This is a genomic window from Streptomyces sp. NPDC048258 (assembly GCF_043201995.1).
Lineage (GTDB): Bacteria > Actinomycetota > Actinomycetes > Streptomycetales > Streptomycetaceae > Streptomyces.
On the sequence record NZ_JBICZH010000048.1, the window covers coordinates 1 to 17,528 of the forward strand.

13 protein-coding genes and 1 pseudogene are annotated in these 17,528 nt (G+C 70.7%); 6 read left to right on the plus strand and 8 right to left on the minus strand.

Annotated features, from left to right (window positions below; all coding sequences use genetic code 11):
• Positions 1–590: 590 nt before the first annotated feature.
• Positions 591–1,061 (plus strand): hypothetical protein, encoded by a 471-nt coding sequence (locus ACGFYQ_RS41295; RefSeq protein ID WP_393752392.1) that lies wholly within the window; start codon positions 591–593, stop codon positions 1,059–1,061.
• The gene (locus ACGFYQ_RS41300; protein ID WP_393752394.1) at positions 1,058–5,488 is read left to right on the plus strand and encodes a hypothetical protein; all 4,431 of its coding nucleotides are present in this window, start codon (positions 1,058–1,060) and stop codon (positions 5,486–5,488) included. The genes ACGFYQ_RS41295 and ACGFYQ_RS41300 overlap by 4 nt, the downstream gene beginning before the upstream one ends.
• A 72-nt stretch (positions 5,489–5,560) precedes the next feature.
• Here the strand turns inward: ACGFYQ_RS41300 and ACGFYQ_RS41305 are convergent, their stop codons facing one another.
• Together ACGFYQ_RS41305 and ACGFYQ_RS41310 are read right to left on the minus strand one after the other, a co-directional pair.
• Positions 5,561–6,475 (minus strand): SDR family oxidoreductase, encoded by a 915-nt coding sequence (locus ACGFYQ_RS41305; protein ID WP_393752396.1) that lies wholly within the window; start codon positions 6,473–6,475, stop codon positions 5,561–5,563.
• A complete protein-coding gene (locus ACGFYQ_RS41310; protein WP_393752398.1) occupies positions 6,472–7,086 on the minus strand; it encodes a helix-turn-helix domain-containing protein in 615 nt (204 codons plus the stop codon). The genes ACGFYQ_RS41305 and ACGFYQ_RS41310 overlap by 4 nt, the downstream gene beginning before the upstream one ends.
• A gap of 201 nt (positions 7,087–7,287) precedes the next feature.
• Between ACGFYQ_RS41310 and ACGFYQ_RS41315 the strand changes: the two genes are divergently transcribed.
• Positions 7,288–7,905 carry a GNAT family N-acetyltransferase gene (locus tag ACGFYQ_RS41315; RefSeq protein WP_393752400.1) on the plus strand — a complete coding sequence of 206 codons (618 nt, stop codon included), beginning with the start codon at positions 7,288–7,290 and terminating at the stop codon, positions 7,903–7,905.
• Between the two features lie 423 nt (positions 7,906–8,328).
• On the opposite strand, the gene ACGFYQ_RS41320 is transcribed toward ACGFYQ_RS41315, so the two are convergent.
• Both ACGFYQ_RS41320 and ACGFYQ_RS41325 read right to left on the minus strand, forming a co-directional pair.
• Complete coding sequence (locus ACGFYQ_RS41320; protein ID WP_393752402.1) at positions 8,329–8,640, minus strand: hypothetical protein; 312 nt, start codon at positions 8,638–8,640, stop codon at positions 8,329–8,331.
• 68 nt (positions 8,641–8,708) lie between these two features.
• Positions 8,709–9,578 (minus strand): alpha/beta fold hydrolase, encoded by an 870-nt coding sequence (locus ACGFYQ_RS41325; RefSeq protein ID WP_393752404.1) that lies wholly within the window; start codon positions 9,576–9,578, stop codon positions 8,709–8,711.
• A 232-nt stretch (positions 9,579–9,810) separates the two neighbouring features.
• Between ACGFYQ_RS41325 and ACGFYQ_RS41330 the strand changes: the two genes are divergently transcribed.
• The gene (locus ACGFYQ_RS41330; protein ID WP_393752406.1) at positions 9,811–10,371 is read left to right on the plus strand and encodes a DinB family protein; all 561 of its coding nucleotides are present in this window, start codon (positions 9,811–9,813) and stop codon (positions 10,369–10,371) included.
• Positions 10,372–10,645: 274 nt separating this feature from the next.
• Positions 10,646–11,932, plus strand: a complete 1,287-nt coding sequence (locus tag ACGFYQ_RS41335) for an NAD(P)/FAD-dependent oxidoreductase (RefSeq protein WP_393752408.1) — start codon at positions 10,646–10,648, stop codon at positions 11,930–11,932.
• 111 nt (positions 11,933–12,043) lie between these two features.
• Here the strand turns inward: ACGFYQ_RS41335 and ACGFYQ_RS41340 are convergent, their stop codons facing one another.
• From ACGFYQ_RS41340 to ACGFYQ_RS41355, 4 genes are all read right to left on the minus strand, one after another.
• Positions 12,044–12,478 carry a hypothetical protein gene (locus ACGFYQ_RS41340; RefSeq protein ID WP_393749785.1) on the minus strand — a complete coding sequence of 145 codons (435 nt, stop codon included), beginning with the start codon at positions 12,476–12,478 and terminating at the stop codon, positions 12,044–12,046.
• Positions 12,479–12,836: 358 nt separating this feature from the next.
• Positions 12,837–14,549 (minus strand): glycerol-3-phosphate dehydrogenase/oxidase, encoded by a 1,713-nt coding sequence (locus ACGFYQ_RS41345; protein WP_393752410.1) that lies wholly within the window; start codon positions 14,547–14,549, stop codon positions 12,837–12,839.
• A gap of 144 nt (positions 14,550–14,693) precedes the next feature.
• Positions 14,694–16,211 (minus strand): glycerol kinase GlpK, encoded by a 1,518-nt coding sequence (gene glpK, locus ACGFYQ_RS41350; RefSeq protein WP_393752412.1) that lies wholly within the window; start codon positions 16,209–16,211, stop codon positions 14,694–14,696.
• A gap of 74 nt (positions 16,212–16,285) precedes the next feature.
• Positions 16,286–17,134 (minus strand): MIP/aquaporin family protein, encoded by an 849-nt coding sequence (locus ACGFYQ_RS41355; RefSeq protein ID WP_393752414.1) that lies wholly within the window; start codon positions 17,132–17,134, stop codon positions 16,286–16,288.
• A gap of 238 nt (positions 17,135–17,372) precedes the next feature.
• Here ACGFYQ_RS41355 and ACGFYQ_RS41360 point away from each other — a divergent pair.
• Positions 17,373–17,528, plus strand: a pseudogene (locus tag ACGFYQ_RS41360) (dihydroxyacetone kinase subunit DhaK); the annotation flags it as partial.

The following is a 17,528-nucleotide window of genomic DNA, read 5'->3' on the forward strand; positions in this document are numbered from 1 at the left end:
GCGACACCGCCACCCTCCGCGACAACCGCGGCAACGTCATCGACACCGAGTCCTGGGGCCGCCGCGGACACCACGACAACCACCGCCGCTAACCCCATCATCCGACGGCAGCCACACAGGTGAGCTGCCACCCCTCCAACGGCGTGCCACGGCAACCCAGCCGCGGCACGCCGCACCCATGCCAACGGCCGCGCCACGCACCGGAACCAGACATCCGATTCCCCCACCGCCACCAAGCGCCCCACCGGGGAAGGCATCCGCTTCCGGGCGCGATCGGCCCTCGCTCACGTGGAGTACGTCAGGATCTGGGAGACGACCCAGATGGCCCAAGCCATGGGGATGAGGGTGGCGCGTAGCTCGTGGGAGCCGGGGCGGCGTAACCGCGGCCGCAGGCGGACAGGCACTCGGGCGAGGGTGCATCGGCTGCGTGGCTCCAGGTGAGCGGCGCGAGCGTCGGCTCACCGCCGGGGCCGATCATGGCGGGAAGGCATCCTCACAGCGGCAGGCGTGCGCCAATTGGAGCCAGTGAAACCGGAGTTGGGGGCTAGGATCCGGGAAGCGGGATGCGGTGAACAGGAATGGGGGCCTGTATGCGCGTCGTCATCACGGTCGGGAGCGGGAGCCACGGCGCCGACTCCGGTGCGTTGCCCGAACTCCGTCGGCGCCTCTCGGAAGAGCCGGAACTTCGTGGTCGCGTACGCCGGCACCTGGGCGAGCCGCTGCCTCCCGACGCCATGGGCCTGGGCGCCGACGCCCTGATCGCCGTTCTCGCGCCGGGCGGCGTCGCCGCGGTGCTGGCCGGCGCCGTCGTGGCCTGGGTACAGAGCCGCCGTGGCGACCAGACCGTCACCATCACCAGGGGTGACGGCACCGAGATCACCGTCTCGACCACCCGCGTCCGCGGTCTCGACGCACGTCAGAGCGCGGACCTGGCCAGGGAGTTGGCGGCCATGCTCGGAGCCCCGCCGACCGGTGCCGCCCCCGAGCCCGTCGCCGGGACCGCGCCCCGAGGCGCCCCACCCGTGGCTGAAGAGCACCCGCCGACGCGCCACCTGCCGTGAGCGGGCCGGCGCCCGAGGCCGAGCCGGTTCCCTCCACCGGAGCGGTCCACGAGAGCGGTGCGCCCGGGCCGCACGCCCCGGGCGCCGGCCTCGGCGCATCGGGGGCGCACGCCGTACTGATCGGCACCGGGCGACACGTACCCGGCTCGCGGCTGCCGGACCTGCCCGCTGTCACCACCACGCTGGACGATCTCGCCTCCGCCCTGCGCGACGCGTGCGGCATCACCGGTCCCGACCGGATCCACCGGGTTCCGTACGACGCCGACGCCGAAGCGGTGGTCTCCGCGGTCGAGCTGGCCGTCGCCGAGGCCACCGGGCCCGTCCTCCTGTACTACGTCGGCCACGGCCTCCTCGGCCCCCGCAACGCCCTGTACCTCGCCACGCACGCCACCACCGACCAGGACCGGATCGCCGGCGCCGTGCCCTACCGAACGGTGCGGGACCTGCTGAGCGATGCGGTGGGCGGGAGCATCGTCGTACTCGACTGCTGCTTCTCGGGCCGCGCCGAAAGGCCGTCCGTCGGCGCCGCCGCGCAGGCATGGGAGCCGTTCGGCTCCGCCCGCCCCGACGGCAGCCTGCTGCTCACGTCGGCCTCCGGCTACGACCTGTCCTTCGCCCCGCCGGGCCGGCGGCACACGCTCTTCAGCGGGCAGGTGCTGGACCTGCTGACCGCGGGCGACCCGGCCGGGCCGCTGTGGCACACGATGGACAGTCTGTACGTCGCCCTGGACCGCCACTTCCGGGACGAGCCGGTCCGACCCCGCCGCCAGGGAGAGGGCACCCTCGGCTCCCTCCCCGTCGCCCGCAACCGCGCCTACCGCGCACCAGCGGGCACGGCACCGGTCCTGCCACCCGCCGACGTACCGTGCCCGTATCCGGGCATGGAGGCGTTCAGGGCGGCCGAGAGCCGTCACTTCTTCGGCCGGGACGCGCTGACGCAACGCCTCATCGAAGCGGTCTGCGCCCCGCCCCGCGCCACACCCGTCGTCCTCGTGGGCGCATCCGGCGTCGGCAAGTCCTCGATCCTGCGCGCCGGCCTCCTCGCCGGACTCGAACAGCGCCGCCAGAGCGCGGACACCGCGCACCCCGCCCCGGACCGCGACTCGCCGGGCGTCCCCTGGCCCGCCCTGCTGCTCACCGCCCCCGGTCCCCGGCCGGTCCGCGCCCTCGCCGAGTTGTGGGCCCGCGCGACCGGTCGCGACGCCGACGCCGTCCATGCCGGCATCGCCACCCCGGGCGGGACGCTGCCCGGGGCGCTGCCCGGACGCGAGCCGTGCCGCCTGCTCGTCGTCGACCAGTTCGAGGAGATCTTCACCCGTTGCGACGATGCGGAGGAGCGCGAGAGGTTCCTCGAACTCCTCGCCACCGGTCCGCGCACCGTACTGGGGCTGCGCGCCGACCTGTACGGCAGCTGCCTCGCGCACCCCACCCTCGTCCGGGCTCTGCGGGACGCCCAGCTGACCGTACCGCCCATGACGGGCGACGAACTGCGCGCTGTGATCGAGCGGCCCGCGCAGGCCGTCGGGCTGACCCTCGAAGCGGGCCTCACCGACCGCCTGCTGGCCGACCTGCGCACCGGGCCCGACGCCGAGAGCGCACTGCCCTTCCTGGCTCACGCCCTCCGCGAGACCTGGCTGGCCCGGAGCGGAGTCACCCTCACCCTTGGCGGGTACGAGGCCACAGGCGGCATCTGGCGCTCCGTCACCACCACCACCGAGGCGCTGTACCAACAACTCGACCCCACCGACCGCGAGCTGTTGCGCGAACTCCTGATGAGGCTGATCCACCTCACGCCCGCGGGCCCGGACGGTGGGGACTCCGTCGTCCGCCGCCGCGTGGACCCCGGGACCCTCCTGTACGGCTTCACGCAGCGCCAGCGCGACACCGCCGCCGCCCTGCGCGACCGGCTCGCCGCCGCCCGCCTGATCACCGTCGACCGCGACGGCGTCCAGATCTCGCACGAGGCCCTGCTGCGCGCCTGGCCCCGACTGCGCGGCTGGATCGACGAGGACCGCGAAGGGCTCGTCGTCCGCCAGCGCCTGACCGAGGCGGCCGAGGCATGGGCCGCGGCCGACCGCCACCCGGACTTCCACCTCCGTGGCGGCCGACTGGAGGAAGCCCGCGCCCTGTTGCGGGAGGAACGGCTGCGCCACCGACGGCTCCCCAGCCTGGACGAGGAGTTCCTGACCGCCAGCAGCGACGCGCAACGTGCCGAGCGGCAGAGCGAGACACACCGCACGCGGCGCCTGCAGGCCGCACTCGCCGGGACCGTGATCGGCCTGTGCCTGGCACTCGCCGCGGCCGGACTGGCCTTCCAGCAGCGAGCGGAGGCCGGCGAGCAGCGGCTGCGGGCCCTCCACCAGACGATGGTGGAGCGGGCGAACAACATGCGCGACGAACAACCCCTGATCGCACTCAAGTTGGGCCTGGCGGCGGAGCGGATCGATCCGACGGAGGGCGCTCGTGCGGCCCTCGTGGACACCCTCGTCCGGACGGACGCCCTCATGAGCAGCATCGACACCAGGACGAAGCACCGCGACTCGGTCCTCGACCCCACCGGCACGCTGGAGGCGTCCGTCCACGACACGGACGGTGTCGTGCTGTGGCGCATCGACGACCGGGCCGTCCGCACCCGCCTCGACGTACGCCTCACGGCCGACTGCAAGGTGAATACCGGCGTACCGCTCGTCTTCAGCCGGGACGGCCGGATGCTCGCCGGAACCTGTCCCCAGGGCACGGTCGTACTGTGGCGGGTCACGGATCTGCCCGCCTCCGGCCCCCTGGCACCGGCCGCCACCCTCCGGATCCCCGGTCTGGCGAACCGCGCGGAGGGCGTGGCCTTCAGCCCCGACGGCACCCTTCTGGCCGCCTCCGGCCCCGACCGCGTGCTCAAGGGCACGATCGCACTGTGGGACATCCGGGACCTCGCGGCACCACGGCAGTTGGGAGTGCGGGACGACGTCTACGACAGCTCGGCCGTACTGTTCAGCCCGGACGGCAGGACGCTCCTCAGCTACACCGGGCTGGCCACCGGCCCCGAGGAACCGAAGAACCGCAACTCGTTGACCACCACGTCCGGAACCACGCTCTGGGACATCAGCGACCCTGCCGCGCCTCGCGACCTCACCCGACTGCCGAGCACCGGCGAGCTCAGGACGTTCAGCCCGGACGGCCGGCGGCTCGTCACCACGAGGAAGAACGAGGTTCAGGTCTGGGACCTGCGCGACCCCTCGAAACCGACGGAACTCGCCCGATGGCCGGCGCACCGCGGAGCGGTGACCGTGCTGCGGGTCAGCGATGACGGCTCGCGACTGCTCACGGCCGGCGACGACTCCGACAAGGACCTGGCGCTGTTCGACATGACCGTGCTGCCCAAGGTGGAGGTCCGGGCGCGGTTCCCCGGGCACACGGGCGGTGTCGTCGATGCCGCGTTCACCTCCGGGAACAAGGCGCTGGTCTCCCTGGGCGAGGACGGGCGCGTCATCCGGTGGGACCTGGAGAGCTGGGGGCGGCCCGTCGCCGTCGCCAACGTGGTCGGCGGCGGGCCGGCGATCAACAGCGCGGCGTTCACCGCGGACGGACGGATGCTCGCCACAGGGGGGTACGGCCAGGACGTCACGCTCTGGGACATGGCCGAACCGCGGCAGCCGAAGCAGCTGGCGGTCATCCCCGGTGACCGCTTCGTCTGGGGGCTCGCCTTCGGCCGGGACGGCCGGACGCTCGCCATCGGGTACGTGCAGGCGGGCGTAAGCCTCTACGGCCTGGCGGATCCGGCGCACCCCAAGCCGGCCGCGGAGTCCGAGGAGGGCCGGGGACTGGCCGCGGCCCTCACGTTCACCGCCAACGGCAGTGCGATCGCCCCGGACGGTGACCTGCTGGCGCTCGACGGGCTCGACGTCGTACTGCGCCCGCGGGCCGAGGGGGCGAAGGGCGTGACGCTGCCCGAGAGCAAGGGCCCTGCCGCCTTCTCACCGGACGGCCGGACCCTGGCCACGCACGGCGACGACGAGGACCTGGTGTTGTGGGACGTCCGCGAACCGGGCAAGCCCGAGCGGGTCGGCCGCGTACCCGAGACCGAGGACGACCTCCACGGTCTCGCGTACCACCCCGGAGGGAAGCTGGTGGCAGGTCTTCAGGCGAGCGGTGAGGTGAACCTGTGGGACGTGGGCGACCCCGGCCGCGTGCACCAGGCCGCTCTGCTCACCGGGCACAGCGAGGGCGTCAAGGCCATCACGTTCCGGTCCGACGGACGCTACGCGGTCACCGCCGGCGACGACGGCCGGGCCATCCTGTGGGACCTGGGCCGGCTGCCGCAGATCGTCGCGGACCCCACGGCGATGGCCTGTGCGGCGGCGGGCGGCGGGTTCACGCCCGACGAGTGGAAGAAATTCGTCCCCGACCTTCCCTTCGAGGAGACGTGCACCTAAGTCCTGTCCGGGGGCGCGCCGCGAACTCCGCCGCCAACTGAAACGCACACGTCGCTCACCGGCCGACAGGTGTCACAGCGGGTCTCCGAGAGGCCCGTACTGCTCCTCCAGGTTCTCGGCCCAGTGGGCGGCGAAGTCCGGTCGTGTGCCGTCGGCGTCGGTGAACCCGTACTCCCGGTACAGGCCCCAGGTGGCCAGTGCCCGGCCGGACTTGGCCATGATCTGGGGGTCGGCGGCCAGCGCGGCGACTGCCCGGCCCAGGTAGGCGGGGGTTTCGGAGTGGGCGAAGTTCGGGTCCTGGGCCGCGCCGTCGCGCCAGTTGGTCTCGGTGACGCCGAAGTGCTCCAGCATGGCCTCCGAGCGCAGGAAGCCGGGTGTGATCGCCACGGCCGCGACGCCGTGCGGCTTCAGCTCGGCCGCTTGTGCGACGGCGAGACGGATCACCGCGGACTTCGCCAGGTCGTAGAAGAACGAGCCTCGGTAGCGGGCGGTGTTGCCGTCAGTGACCTCCACGACCAGGCCGCTCTTGCGACCGACCATCAGCGGCAGCGCGAACCGGCTGGTGATCACATGGGTTTCCACCGCCTGCCGCATCAGACGGAGGCCGGTTTCCAGGTCCTGCTCCCACAGAGGGTGTTCCCAGTCGGTCAGCGGGTCTCCGCCCCACACGGAGTTGACCAGGACGTCGAGCTGTCCGTCCTGTTCCCCGGCGATCCGGTCCGCCAGGGCCCGGACCTCGTCGGGACGGCTGTGGTCGGTGCGGACGGGAATACCGAGGCCACCGGCGGCGGTGACCTGCTCAGCGGTCTCCTCGATGGTCTCCGGGCGGTCCAGGCCGGAGCGCCCGGCAGCGCTGCTGCGGCCGGTCACGTACACCGTCGCGCCGGCGGCGCCGAGTGCGACGGCGATACCCCGTCCGCCGCCCCGGGTGCCACCGGCGACCAGGGCCACCTTTCCGGCCAGCGGGTGTGTGTCGGTCGAGGTCATGACTGCTCCAGGTCGCGGGTGGGGCGGGGCGGGATGTTCGCGGACAGCACGGTGTCGAGCTCCCGCCGGAGCCGGTGTGCGAGGGTGCCTCGGCGTTCGAGGGCCCAGGTCAGACCCGCACCGGCGGTGATCGCCTGCACGGTGCCGGCCAGCGCCGCGACATCCGTTCCGGCGCGAAGCTCGCCGGCAGCGGCCGCCTCCGCCAGCAGGTCCTCGATCGCCCGTTTCTGGGCGTGGTGAACGGCCAGGGCCCGCTCGTAGAGCTGCGGATCGGTGAGGTCCATGCACAAGAACGCCAGATGGTTGGCGAAGGTCTCCGGTGTGCCCATCTCGCCCACCGACTCCAGCACCAGCGCCGCCAGGGCCCCGAGCGCCGATCCGTGCGACTGACGCACTCGCCCGGCCATCTCGCTCGCGTCCCGTGCGGACTGGTCGGCGAGGGCCAGAAGCAGACCGCGCTTGGACCCGAACCGCTGCACGAGAGTGCCGGGCACCAACCCCACCTCCCGCGCCACGGCAGCCAGCGTGAGCCCACCAGGACCCACCCGGCCCATGACCTCGGCCGCCGCTCGCAGGATCACCGCGTCCTCGACCCCTCGGGGACGTGCCACCTCCACCACCCTTCATTAATGAATGCCCGTTCATTCATTAAACCGCCCGACCGGCGCTGCGGCAAGTCCGGACGGGCGCGAGGCCGGCGACCACCGCGGCACCGACAACTCAGTTGCCCTTGAGGACTCCCCGGGCGGCCGCTCCTTGCCCCCGCGCGAGCGAAACACCCGCCGACGATCCAAGATCACCAGGGGTGCAGAATGACCCTTATGCCGATGACGAACACCCTGAAAATGGCAACGATCGACGACGCTCAACCGGTCAGCCGCACCCTGGCCCGCGCGTTCGACGACGACCCGATGATGCGCTGGTTCTTCCCCGATGATTCCTCTCGCGAGGCACAGCTGGGCCGTTACTTCACGACACTCTTCACCCGGCAGTACGCCCACCACGGCGTCTGCGAGCGCACCGCCTCGGCGGCCGCCTTCTGGGTACCGCCGGAGGGACAGGCAAAGGCCGTTCCGGACGCGGAGACCATCCAGGAGCTCCAGAACATCCTCGGCGACCGGGCTCCGCTGTTCCGCGATGCCGTCGAGGCGGCGGCCACGCACACACCGGAGGAAATCCACTGGTACCTGGCGGTGATAGGCGCCGACCCGGCCGCCCGGGGCCAAGGGCACGGGGCCGCCCTGCTGCGCTCGGGCCTGGCCAAGGCCGACACGGCGGGCCTGCCCGTCTATCTGGAGTCCTCCAAACCGTCCAACCTCCCCTTCTACGAGCACTTCGGCTTCACCGTGCGCGAGGAGTTTCGACTGCCGGGGGGCGGGCCGGCACTGTGGGCCATGCGGCGCGAGCCCCGTCCTCCGGCCGGCGTCTGAGGACCGTCCGGCCGACTGTTGACGGAACACACCGGCGGACGGGAACACGGCGGCCGGGCGGCCACGTGGAACCCGATGAGGGCTCCGGCGTCCGCCCCGACGTCGAGCCGGCCGGCAGGTGCCGGCGCCCGAGGCGGGCGCCGGCACCTGCCGCACGACACGGTGACGGAGGGAGGTCATGGCTCGCTCCGGGAGGCGGCCGAGAGGACGGCCCGAAGAGAGGACGAAGGGTGGGGCACGCACAGTGGCGAGCCTCCCTCTAAGGGCTGTCCCGTAATCCCCGGTGGATCAGCGCACGGCGTCAGATGCGGTGCATCGCAAGGCGGAGGGGCACCCCCATACTGGGCGCATTCGGGCGTTCCGACAACGCAGCGAGGTGCCGTAGCTGGCGTCGTGCGCCCGCCGGGGATTACGGGACAGCCCTTAGGAGCTGCGATCCTCCGCCTTGCGATGCACCGCACCAGACCACGCGGGCCGACCCACGAAGATCGCCCGGACAGGACCTACCTGTTCGCGGGTCCGTACCACTCCCAGACTGTGCAGAAGATGGCCGGCGGGGTGCGTCAGATACAACTGCCTGTTGATCTCGATCGAACCGTAGGCGTCCACGATCTCGCGGAAGTCCGCAGGGAATTCGATACCGAGTTCCCGCTCCAGTTCGATCCATGGAGCCGGATCCGACCAGTTGAACCGGGGTTCGCCCAACAGGGCTGTGATCTCTGGAAGCGTTGCCACCACTGGTTCCCTCTAGCACGTCGAGCCGCTGCCCGTCCTGGAGTTGACCGCAGTACATCACTGACCGGTCAAGGAGACAGGCTCCAGCCCCGTCCATCTGCGGCAGTATGCTCCAGGACCGCGCGGACGATCGTCTCCCAATCGGCTCGGTCGACCCCATGGCCTGCACCTTCCAAGGCCAACAGCCCCGCGGCGGGGATCTCTTCTGCAAGTGCCTCGCCGTGCCCGAAGGGGAACATCGGATCCGCTGTCCCATGGATCACCAGCGTGGGCACGGCGATCGACGACAGGGGCTCCCGCGATTGCTCGCCGTCTGGAAGTGAGTCGTGGTTCCGCACGGCGGCAAAGTTGTGCGCACGCTCGACATCTCGACGGACGAGGTCGCGGACGGCGGTCTCGTCGAACAGGCGCCGGCCTCCTGCGAGCACACGCGAGTACTCGACCAGGTACTCGATCACCGAAGCGGCCTGCGACCAATCGACCTGTGCGGTCGATACGAACCGCACGAACTCCTCGGTCGGCGGGGGCAGCTCACGGTCGTCGGCCACTGCGCGGGACGTGCTGATCAGGACGAGCGAGAGGACTCGATCGGCATGGTCGAGCGCGACCGACTGCGCGATCGCCCCTCCAGCCGAGACACCCACTACGTGCGCGGCCGGGATCCCGTAAGCATCAAGTACGCCGACGGCGTCGCCGACCAGATCCATGCCGGTGTATCCGGGTCGGCCCAGCTCGTAGGTGACCGAGCGACCGGTGTCGCGGTGGTCGTAACGGATCACGAACCGTCCGCCCTCGGCGAGCATCCGGCAGAAGCCCTCCTCCCACCAGAGCATCGAAGCCCCCGTGCCCATGATGAGCAGGACCGGTGGGTCCGACCGATCGCCGAAGGGCTCGGTGCACAGCTCGACGCCGTCTGTGTCGATCATCCGCTCGGACATCGCCGCGTCTCCTCACCGCACCCATTGTGCATCCGCGCCGGAACGTCCGCAGGCCTCGTCCGGCGGACCGGTACCGGCTCGCCCATCCGGACAAGGTCACCGACCGGATCGGAGTCGCCATGGACACCCGCGTGGCGTCAGGGTGCGGCGCGGGGCTCGGCGACGACATTGCTTCGCCTCGAAGCGGAAACTCACTGGCGAGCTCGGGCCGTCACAGACGATCATGCGACGCATGAGTGACCAACCCGAGCGATGGACCCAGGCCAACGTCTACCCCGACATGTGGGCCGATCCGGACGACGACCCCCGCAACAGCGAAGGTGTCGGTCCGGAAGGCGAGCTTGCGACGCTGCAGGACTTCCTGACGAACTACCGCAGGACCCTGCGGATGAAGTGCGAGGGCCTGGATGCGGAGCAACTGGCCCGTCGGTCGGTTCCGCCGTCGACGATGTCGCTGCTCGGCCTGGTTCGGCACCTCGTCGAGGTGGAACGGGACTGGCGCAGCTGGATCAGCGACGGTGATCCGGTGCCGAAGCTGTACGGCGAGCGTGACGCGGACTTCGACGGAGCTGTCGCCGAGCAGGCCGTGGTCGACGCCGCGTACGTCGATCTGGAACGCGAGCAGGCCGCGACCGACGCCGCGCTGGCCGAGTTCCCGGACCTGAGCGAGCGTGTGGGGAAGGACGGGATCGCTGTTCGGGAACTGATGGTGCACCGGATCGAGGAGTACGCCCGTCACTGCGGGCACGCCGACCTGTTGCGCGAGTGCGTCGACGGAAGGGTGGGCCAGTGACGAGGGCCGGGGTTTGCACCCGCCCCCACCAGCACGCCACCGCGAACTGAAAGCCTTTGATGTGACTGGGCCGTGCTCGTCTCGCCGACCTCGGGAGCCCGGCTGCCGCCTGGCGATGGTGTTCTAGCTGGTCGAGTCCGCCCAGGAACACTGACGGGCGATCACCGGAGCCTCATCACCCGATCCACAGTTCCTACAATTGGTCATGTGCCTGACAGCAGTGGCACTGCAACACTCCCACGAACGGCACCACCCCGAAGGGAGCGATCAGCACATGACCAAGCCTGAGAGCGCGGGATACGAGTACGACGTCGTCATCAGCGGAGCCAGCCTCGCCGGCAGCGCCGCGGCGATTCTGCTCGCTCGACGCGGTGTCCGCGTCGCACTGCTGGAACGCCGCTCGGACCCCGACGCGTACAAGGTGCTTTGCACCCACTCCCTCACGGCCAACGCCTACCCGGTGCTGGACGAGCTCGGCCTCGTCCCCGCTCTCGAGAAGGCCGGAGCCGTCCGCAACCAGGCCCGCTGGTACACCCGCTGGGGATGGATCGAGCCGAGGGCCGCGCCGGAGGGCCCCGAGCTGCCGCACGCGTACAACATACGGCGCAGCACCCTCGACCCGCTGATCAGGTCCCGTGCGGCGGAAACGCCCGGCGTCGATCTGCTCCTCGGTCACCAGGCGACCGGGCTGGTCCGGGAAGCCGGGCGAACCCTGGGGGTGCGCGCGTCGACACCACAGGGCGAGCGCGAGATCCGGGCCCGCCTGGTGGTCGGCGCCGATGGCAAGGACTCGGCCGTGGCGAAGTTCGCCGAGGTTCCCGCCCGGCAGTACGAGAACGCGCGGTTCGGCTACCTCGCGCACTTCCGCAACCTTCCGCTGCACGGCGGGATCAGTCACGCCTGGTTCCTCGAGCCCGACATGGCGTACGCGTTTCCCAACGACGACGGGGTGACGGTCGTCGCGGTACTCCCGGACAAGAAACGGCTGCCGGCCTTCCGGGAAGACCTGGAGGGCAGCTTCTACGACTTCGTCCGCGCCCTGCCCGAGGCACCGCCCATCGACTCCGCCGAGCGCATCACGAAGATCACCGGCACTGTCAACTACCCGCTTCACAGCCGAAAGCCGACCGCACCGGGTGTCGCGCTGATCGGCGACGCCGCCCTGACGGGCGATCCCCTGTGGGGAGTGGGATGCGGATGGGCTCTGCAGTCCGCGCAATGGTTGGCAGAGGCGGTCGCCTCGGCCGCAACCGGTCGGGGCGACCTCGATAGGTCGCTCGTGGCGTACGCACGGAGACACCGGCGCCAATTGCGCGGTCACCAGTACCTGGCCGCCGACTACGCCAAGGCCCGTCCGTTCAATCCCTTGGAGCGGCTGATGTTCTCGGCGGCAGCGCGCGACGAATCTGTGGCGCGGCACATGCATCTGTTCGCATCCCGCCTGATCGGCCCGCTGCGCTTCTTGAACCCCGTGGCACTGGCCAAGGCTTCGGCCGTCAACATCAAGCATCGCGGGGCGACTGTGCCACCCGCGCACGAGTCGACATCTTCTCGACCGTGAAGCGCCGCCGCCCGGCATGCAGACGCCGGAGAGGCTGTGGGCCTCTCCGGCGTCTGCTGGGTGGGGCGGGCTCGCCGGGATCTGCTCCCGGGGCTGTGGGGCTGTCGGCCCTCACTTGCCGAGCTTCGCCTTCAGGGCGTCCTTGAGCTGGTTCTTGATCACCTGCTTTTCGACCTTGCTCACCGTGCCGCCCGTGCCCGTGCCGTCACCGCCCACCGAGGTGGCGTCACCGGTGTTGACGGCGTCGGCACTGGCGTTGCCGCCGGTGGCCGCACCCGTGGTGACGTCACACCCGCCCTCACACTGACCGACACCCGAGTTGGCGTTTCCACCAGTGGCGGTACCACCGACCGTCGTGTTCTCGGCGTTGGCGTCACCACCCGTACCGATACCGTCGGCGCTGTCACTGGGGGCCAGGGTGACGGCGTGCTGCGGGACGGCGGCCGGCGCGGCCATCGCGGTCGCCGGCAGCGCGATACCGCCACCCACCAGCGCCAGGGAAGCTCCGGCCAGAACAACACGACGAGTCGAGAACAGCTTGTGCATGAGAATTCTCCATTCGATGTAAAGAAAAGGAATTGAATACCGTCCCGCAGAACAGGCCGGGAATAGCTTTCCGACCTCATTTCCTCCCGGGCTTCCCCGGTGGGCACACTTCAAATAAACCCTGCGAGGGCACGTGCGTCACGCCACTCGAATACGTGGCTGGACATCCAGAACCGATCTTGGTAAAAGCACGGTGAAGGTGCGTCCGCGTCCGCGTCCGCGTCCGCGTCCGCGTCGACGACGGTGGCGGTGGCGGTGGCGCACCGGTCAGCTGGAACCGGGCAAGGCGGCGACGGTCGGCGAACAGAGGCCCACCGACCGCTGCCACCAGGCAGAACAGAGCGGTCAGTGCTATGGCTCAGCGCACCGGGATGATGTCGGGGGCGCCGAGCCGCACCGCGTCGGCGGTCCGGTCGTCCGGCTGCTGCTGGGCCTCGCGTTCGGCGGCCACCCGCTTCAGGTAGTGGTTGACCTCGCGGTCCTGGTGCGCCCGGTCCCATCCCAGGTGGGGAGCCATCAGTTCCGCGACGGTCCGTGCCGCGTCCACACCACGGTCCCAGGACTCGATGGAGATCCGGGTACGCCGGGCGAGTACGTCCTCCAGGTGGCGGGCTCCCTCATGGGTCGCCGCGTAGACGGCCTCTACCCGCAGGTAGTCGTCGGAGCTCGGCAACGGCGCGCCGAGCGAGGAGTCGGCTGCGACCAGGGCGAGCAGTTCGGGTACCAGGGAGCCGTAGCGGTTCAGGAGGTGCTCGATACGGGCGACATGCAGCCCGGAGCGCTCCGCGAGGCTGTACCGGGAGTTCCAAAGGGCCTGATAACCGTCGGCGCCGAGCAGCGGAACGCGTTGCGTGATGCATTCGGGCACTTTCTCGTCCAGGCCGCGGGCCGCCTCGTCGACCGCGTCCTTGGCCATCACCCGATAGGTCGTGTACTTGCCGCCGGCCACCACGACGAGCCCGGGTACCGGGTGTGCGACCAGGTGCTCCCGTGACAGTTTGCTGGTCTCCGCGGCCTCGCCGGACAGGAGGGGACGCAGACCGGCGTAGACGCCCTCGACGTCCTCCGGAGCCAGGGGCGTGGCCAGGACGCTGTTGACGTGTTCCAGCAGGTAGGTGACGTCCTGGGAGCTGAGGGCGGGATGGGCCTTGTCGAGTGTCCAGTCGGTGTCGGTGGTCCCGATGATCCAGTGTCGTCCCCAGGGAATGACGAACAGCACGCTCTTCTCGGTGCGGAGGATCAGCCCGGTGCGGGAGTTGATCCGGTCACGGGGGACGAGCAGGTGTACGCCCTTGGAGGCACGTACGTGGAACTGGCCGCGTGTGCCGGCCATGGCCTGGGTGTCGTCGGTCCACACGCCGGTCGCGTTGATGACCTGCTTGGCCCGCACCTCCGTCTCGTCGCCGGTCTCCAGATCGGTGACAACGGCCCCCACGACCCGCTCGCCCTGCCGCAGGAAGCGGCTGACGCGGGTGCGGTTGGCGGCCAGCGCTCCGTAGGCGACCGCCGTGCGGGCGAGGAACATCGTGTGCCGGGCGTCGTCCACCTGGGCGTCCCAGTACTGGATGGCGCCGACCAGGGCGTCGGAGCGCAGCGCGGGCGCCTCGTGGAGGGCTCGGCGTTTGAGCAGGTGGCGGTGGTGGGGCAGGCCGCTGGAGGTGCCGGAGGCCGCGGCCATGGCGTCGTACAGCAGTACGCCGGCGCCGACGTACGGACGCTCCCAGATCCGGTGTTGCAGGGGGTAGAGGAACGGCACCGGACGCACCAGATGGGGCGCCAGGAACTGGAGCAGGAGTCCGCGCTCCTTGAGGGCTTCGGCGACGAGCCGGAAGTCCAGCATCTCCAGATAGCGCAGGCCGCCGTGTATGAGCTTGCTGGAGCGGCTGGACGTCCCCGAGGCCCAGTCCCGGGCTTCGACGAGGCCGACGCTCAGGCCCCGGGTGGCGGCGTCCAGGGCCGCCCCGGCGCCGACGACGCCGCCACCGACGACGAGGACGTCGAGCTCGCCCTCTCCCATCCGGACGAGGGCCTCCGCGCGTGCCCCGGGCGAGAGGGCCACCGGATTCGCCATGGTCTCCTCCTCGTGCCGCCGGTGTGGGGGCGGGCCGCGCACGCGGCTGGTGGCGGCCCGTTCGGTCACCTCGACCCTCGACCCTCGGCCCTCGGCCCTCGGCCCACGGCCCACGGCCCACGGCCCACGGCCCACGGTCGGAAGCTATTCGACCTTGGCCCAGTCGAGCGTGCGCTCCACCGCCTTCTTCCAGCCCGCGTACCCTTCCGCGCGCTGGTCCTCGGACCACTGGGGCTCCCAGCGCTTGGACTCCTGCCAGTGGGTGCGCAGCTCGTCCGTGTCCCGCCAGAAGCCGGTGGCCAGGCCGGCGGCGTAGGCGGCGCCGAGTGCGGTCGTCTCGGCGACGACCGGCCGGCTGACCGGTACGCCGAGGACATCGGCCTGGATCTGCATGCACAGGTCGTTGGCCGTCACACCGCCGTCGACCTTGAGCACGTCGAGGTGGACGCCGGAGTCCTGCTCCATGGCCTCCACCACGTCGCGGCTCTGGTAGCAGATGGATTCCAGGGTGGCTCGCGCCAGGTGGCCGCTGTCGTTGTACCGGGCGAGGCCGACGATCGCGCCGCGGGCGTCGGAGCGCCAGTACGGGGCGAACAGGCCGGAGAACGCGGGGACGAAGTAGATGCCGCCGTTGTCCTCGACGGTACGGGCCAGGCGTTCGCTCTCGGCGGCGTCAGTGATGATCTTCAGCTGGTCGCGCAGCCATTGCACCGCGGAGCCGGTGACGGCGATGGATCCCTCCAGTGCGTAGATCGCCGGGCTGTCGCCGAACTGGTACGCCACCGTGGTCAGGAGGCCGTGCTCGGAGCGGACCAGTTCGGTGCCGGTGTTGAGCACCAGGAAATTGCCGGTGCCGTAGGTGTTCTTGGCTTCGCCCGGCGCGTAGCAGACCTGCCCGACGGTGGCTGCCTGCTGGTCGCCGAGCACACCGGTGATGGGGATGGCGGCCCGCAGCGGCCGGGACGTGCGGGTCTGCCCGAACGCCTCCGCGTGGGAGGACGGGCTGATGGTGGGCAGCATCGCCCGGGGAACCCCGAAGAAGCCCAGCAGCTCGTCGTCCCAGTCGAGGGTCTCCAGGTCCATCAGCATGGTGCGGCTGGCATTGGTCACGTCGGTGGCGTGCACGCCGCCGTCGGGGCCGCCGGTGAGGTTCCACAGCACCCAGCAGTCGGTGTTGCCGAAGAGGGCGTGGCCCTGCTCAGCCGCTTCGCGGACTCCGTCGACGTTCTCCAGGATCCACTGGATCTTGCCGCCGGAGAAGTACGTGGCCGGCGGCAGCCCTGCCTTGCGGCGGATGACGTCGCCCTGACCCGAGCGTTCCAGCGCTGCCGCTATGGAGTCGGTACGGGTGTCCTGCCAGACGATGGCGTTGTAGTACGGGCGGCCGCTGCGCGGGTCCCAGACGACGGTCGTCTCCCGCTGGTTGGTGATGCCGATGGCCGCCAGGTCCTCCGGCGAAAGGTTTCCGTGCCGGAGCGCGTTCTGGATTACCGAGTTGGTGCGCTCCCAGATCTCCACCGGGTCGTGTTCGACCCACCCCGAGCGCGGGAGGATCTGCGCGTGCTCCAGCTGGTGCCTCGCCACCTCGTTGCCTGCATGGTCGAAGATCATGAAACGGGTGCTGGTGGTCCCCTGGTCCACCGCGCCGACGAAGTCCGCCATGGGGTGCCGCCTCTCCTTGGGCTCTCCCGGGGTGGCCGGACCACGGCCGCCCCGGGAGCCGGTCAGCTCTCGTGTCAGCTCTCGTCCGGGACCGGGACCCGTCCGGGGGGCTCCGGCTCAGCGGTCGGCAGGAACCGGCCGATGAGGAACTTGTACAGGGCCGCTCCCACCAGACCGCCGATCAGCGGACCGACGATCGGCACCCAGAAGTAGAAGTTCCCGTATTGATCTCGCCACGCTCCGCCGTACCCCGTGAGGAAGCTCGCCAGCCGGGGACCGAGGTCGCGTGCCGGGTTGATCGCGTAGCCCGCGTTGGTGCCCCAGGCCATACCGATCGCCACCACGATCAGGCCGACGATGAACGGCGCCAGGTTGGCGCCGGGGGGCGTGTTGAGCAGGTCCGTGACCGCCAGGATCAGCAGCAGCAGGATCGCCGTGCCGATGATCTGGTCGCGGAGTGCGCCCCATTCGGTGACCGGCAGGTTCGTGTTGCCGTTGGCGGGCAGCGTGGAGAAGACGCCCTGCGTCTTGATCGTGTGGGTGGGGTCCGCCTTGGCCAGCGCCTCGGTGTAGTTCCACCGGACGATCAGGGCCGCCACGAAGGCGCCGGCGATCTGAGCCACCGCGTAGGGAGCCACTTTGCTCCACGGGAAACCCTTGAACGCCGCCAGTGCGACGGTCACCGCGGGATTGAGGTGAGCACCGCTCAGCCTCGCCGCGACGTAGACGCCCAGCGTGACGCCGAGGCCCCAGGCCCAGGCGATGCTGTCGTGGTTTCCGAGGCCGCCCGCCGGGTCCGTGAGGGCCCCGCCGGCGACCACCTGAGCCACCACGCCACAACCGAAGAGGATGAGGATCATGGTTCCGGCGAATTCAGCTGAAAGCTCGCCGACCAGCCCTGATCTCTTGAGCCGCTCAGCCATGGGTGCCCGCTTCCCGCCGGCCCAAGGGCCGGCCGTCGACTGCCCCGAGTCCTCCAGGAATCATGGTAAGACCGACCAGGCCTGCGCGCGCGAGGCGGCTTTGGGCGCCGGTGTGGTCGCGACGACGGCGTACGGGCTCCGCCGTCGCGCGAGCACCCGTCGCGGATGGACACGGCGTGACGGCACACTGTTGGTAAGGCGTGCGGTCGCGGATGCGCCCGCCTGTCACCGGCGCTGCCTGAGCTCCGTGAGGACACTGGTCAGAGGCTCACCCGCCGGTTCCACCCGGGAGGTAGGCATGAAGATGCTGATCAACAGTCCGGAGACCGTGGTCGCCGATGCCCTGCGGGGACTGGCGGCCGCCCATCCCGAGCTCGACGTCGACGTGGAGCGG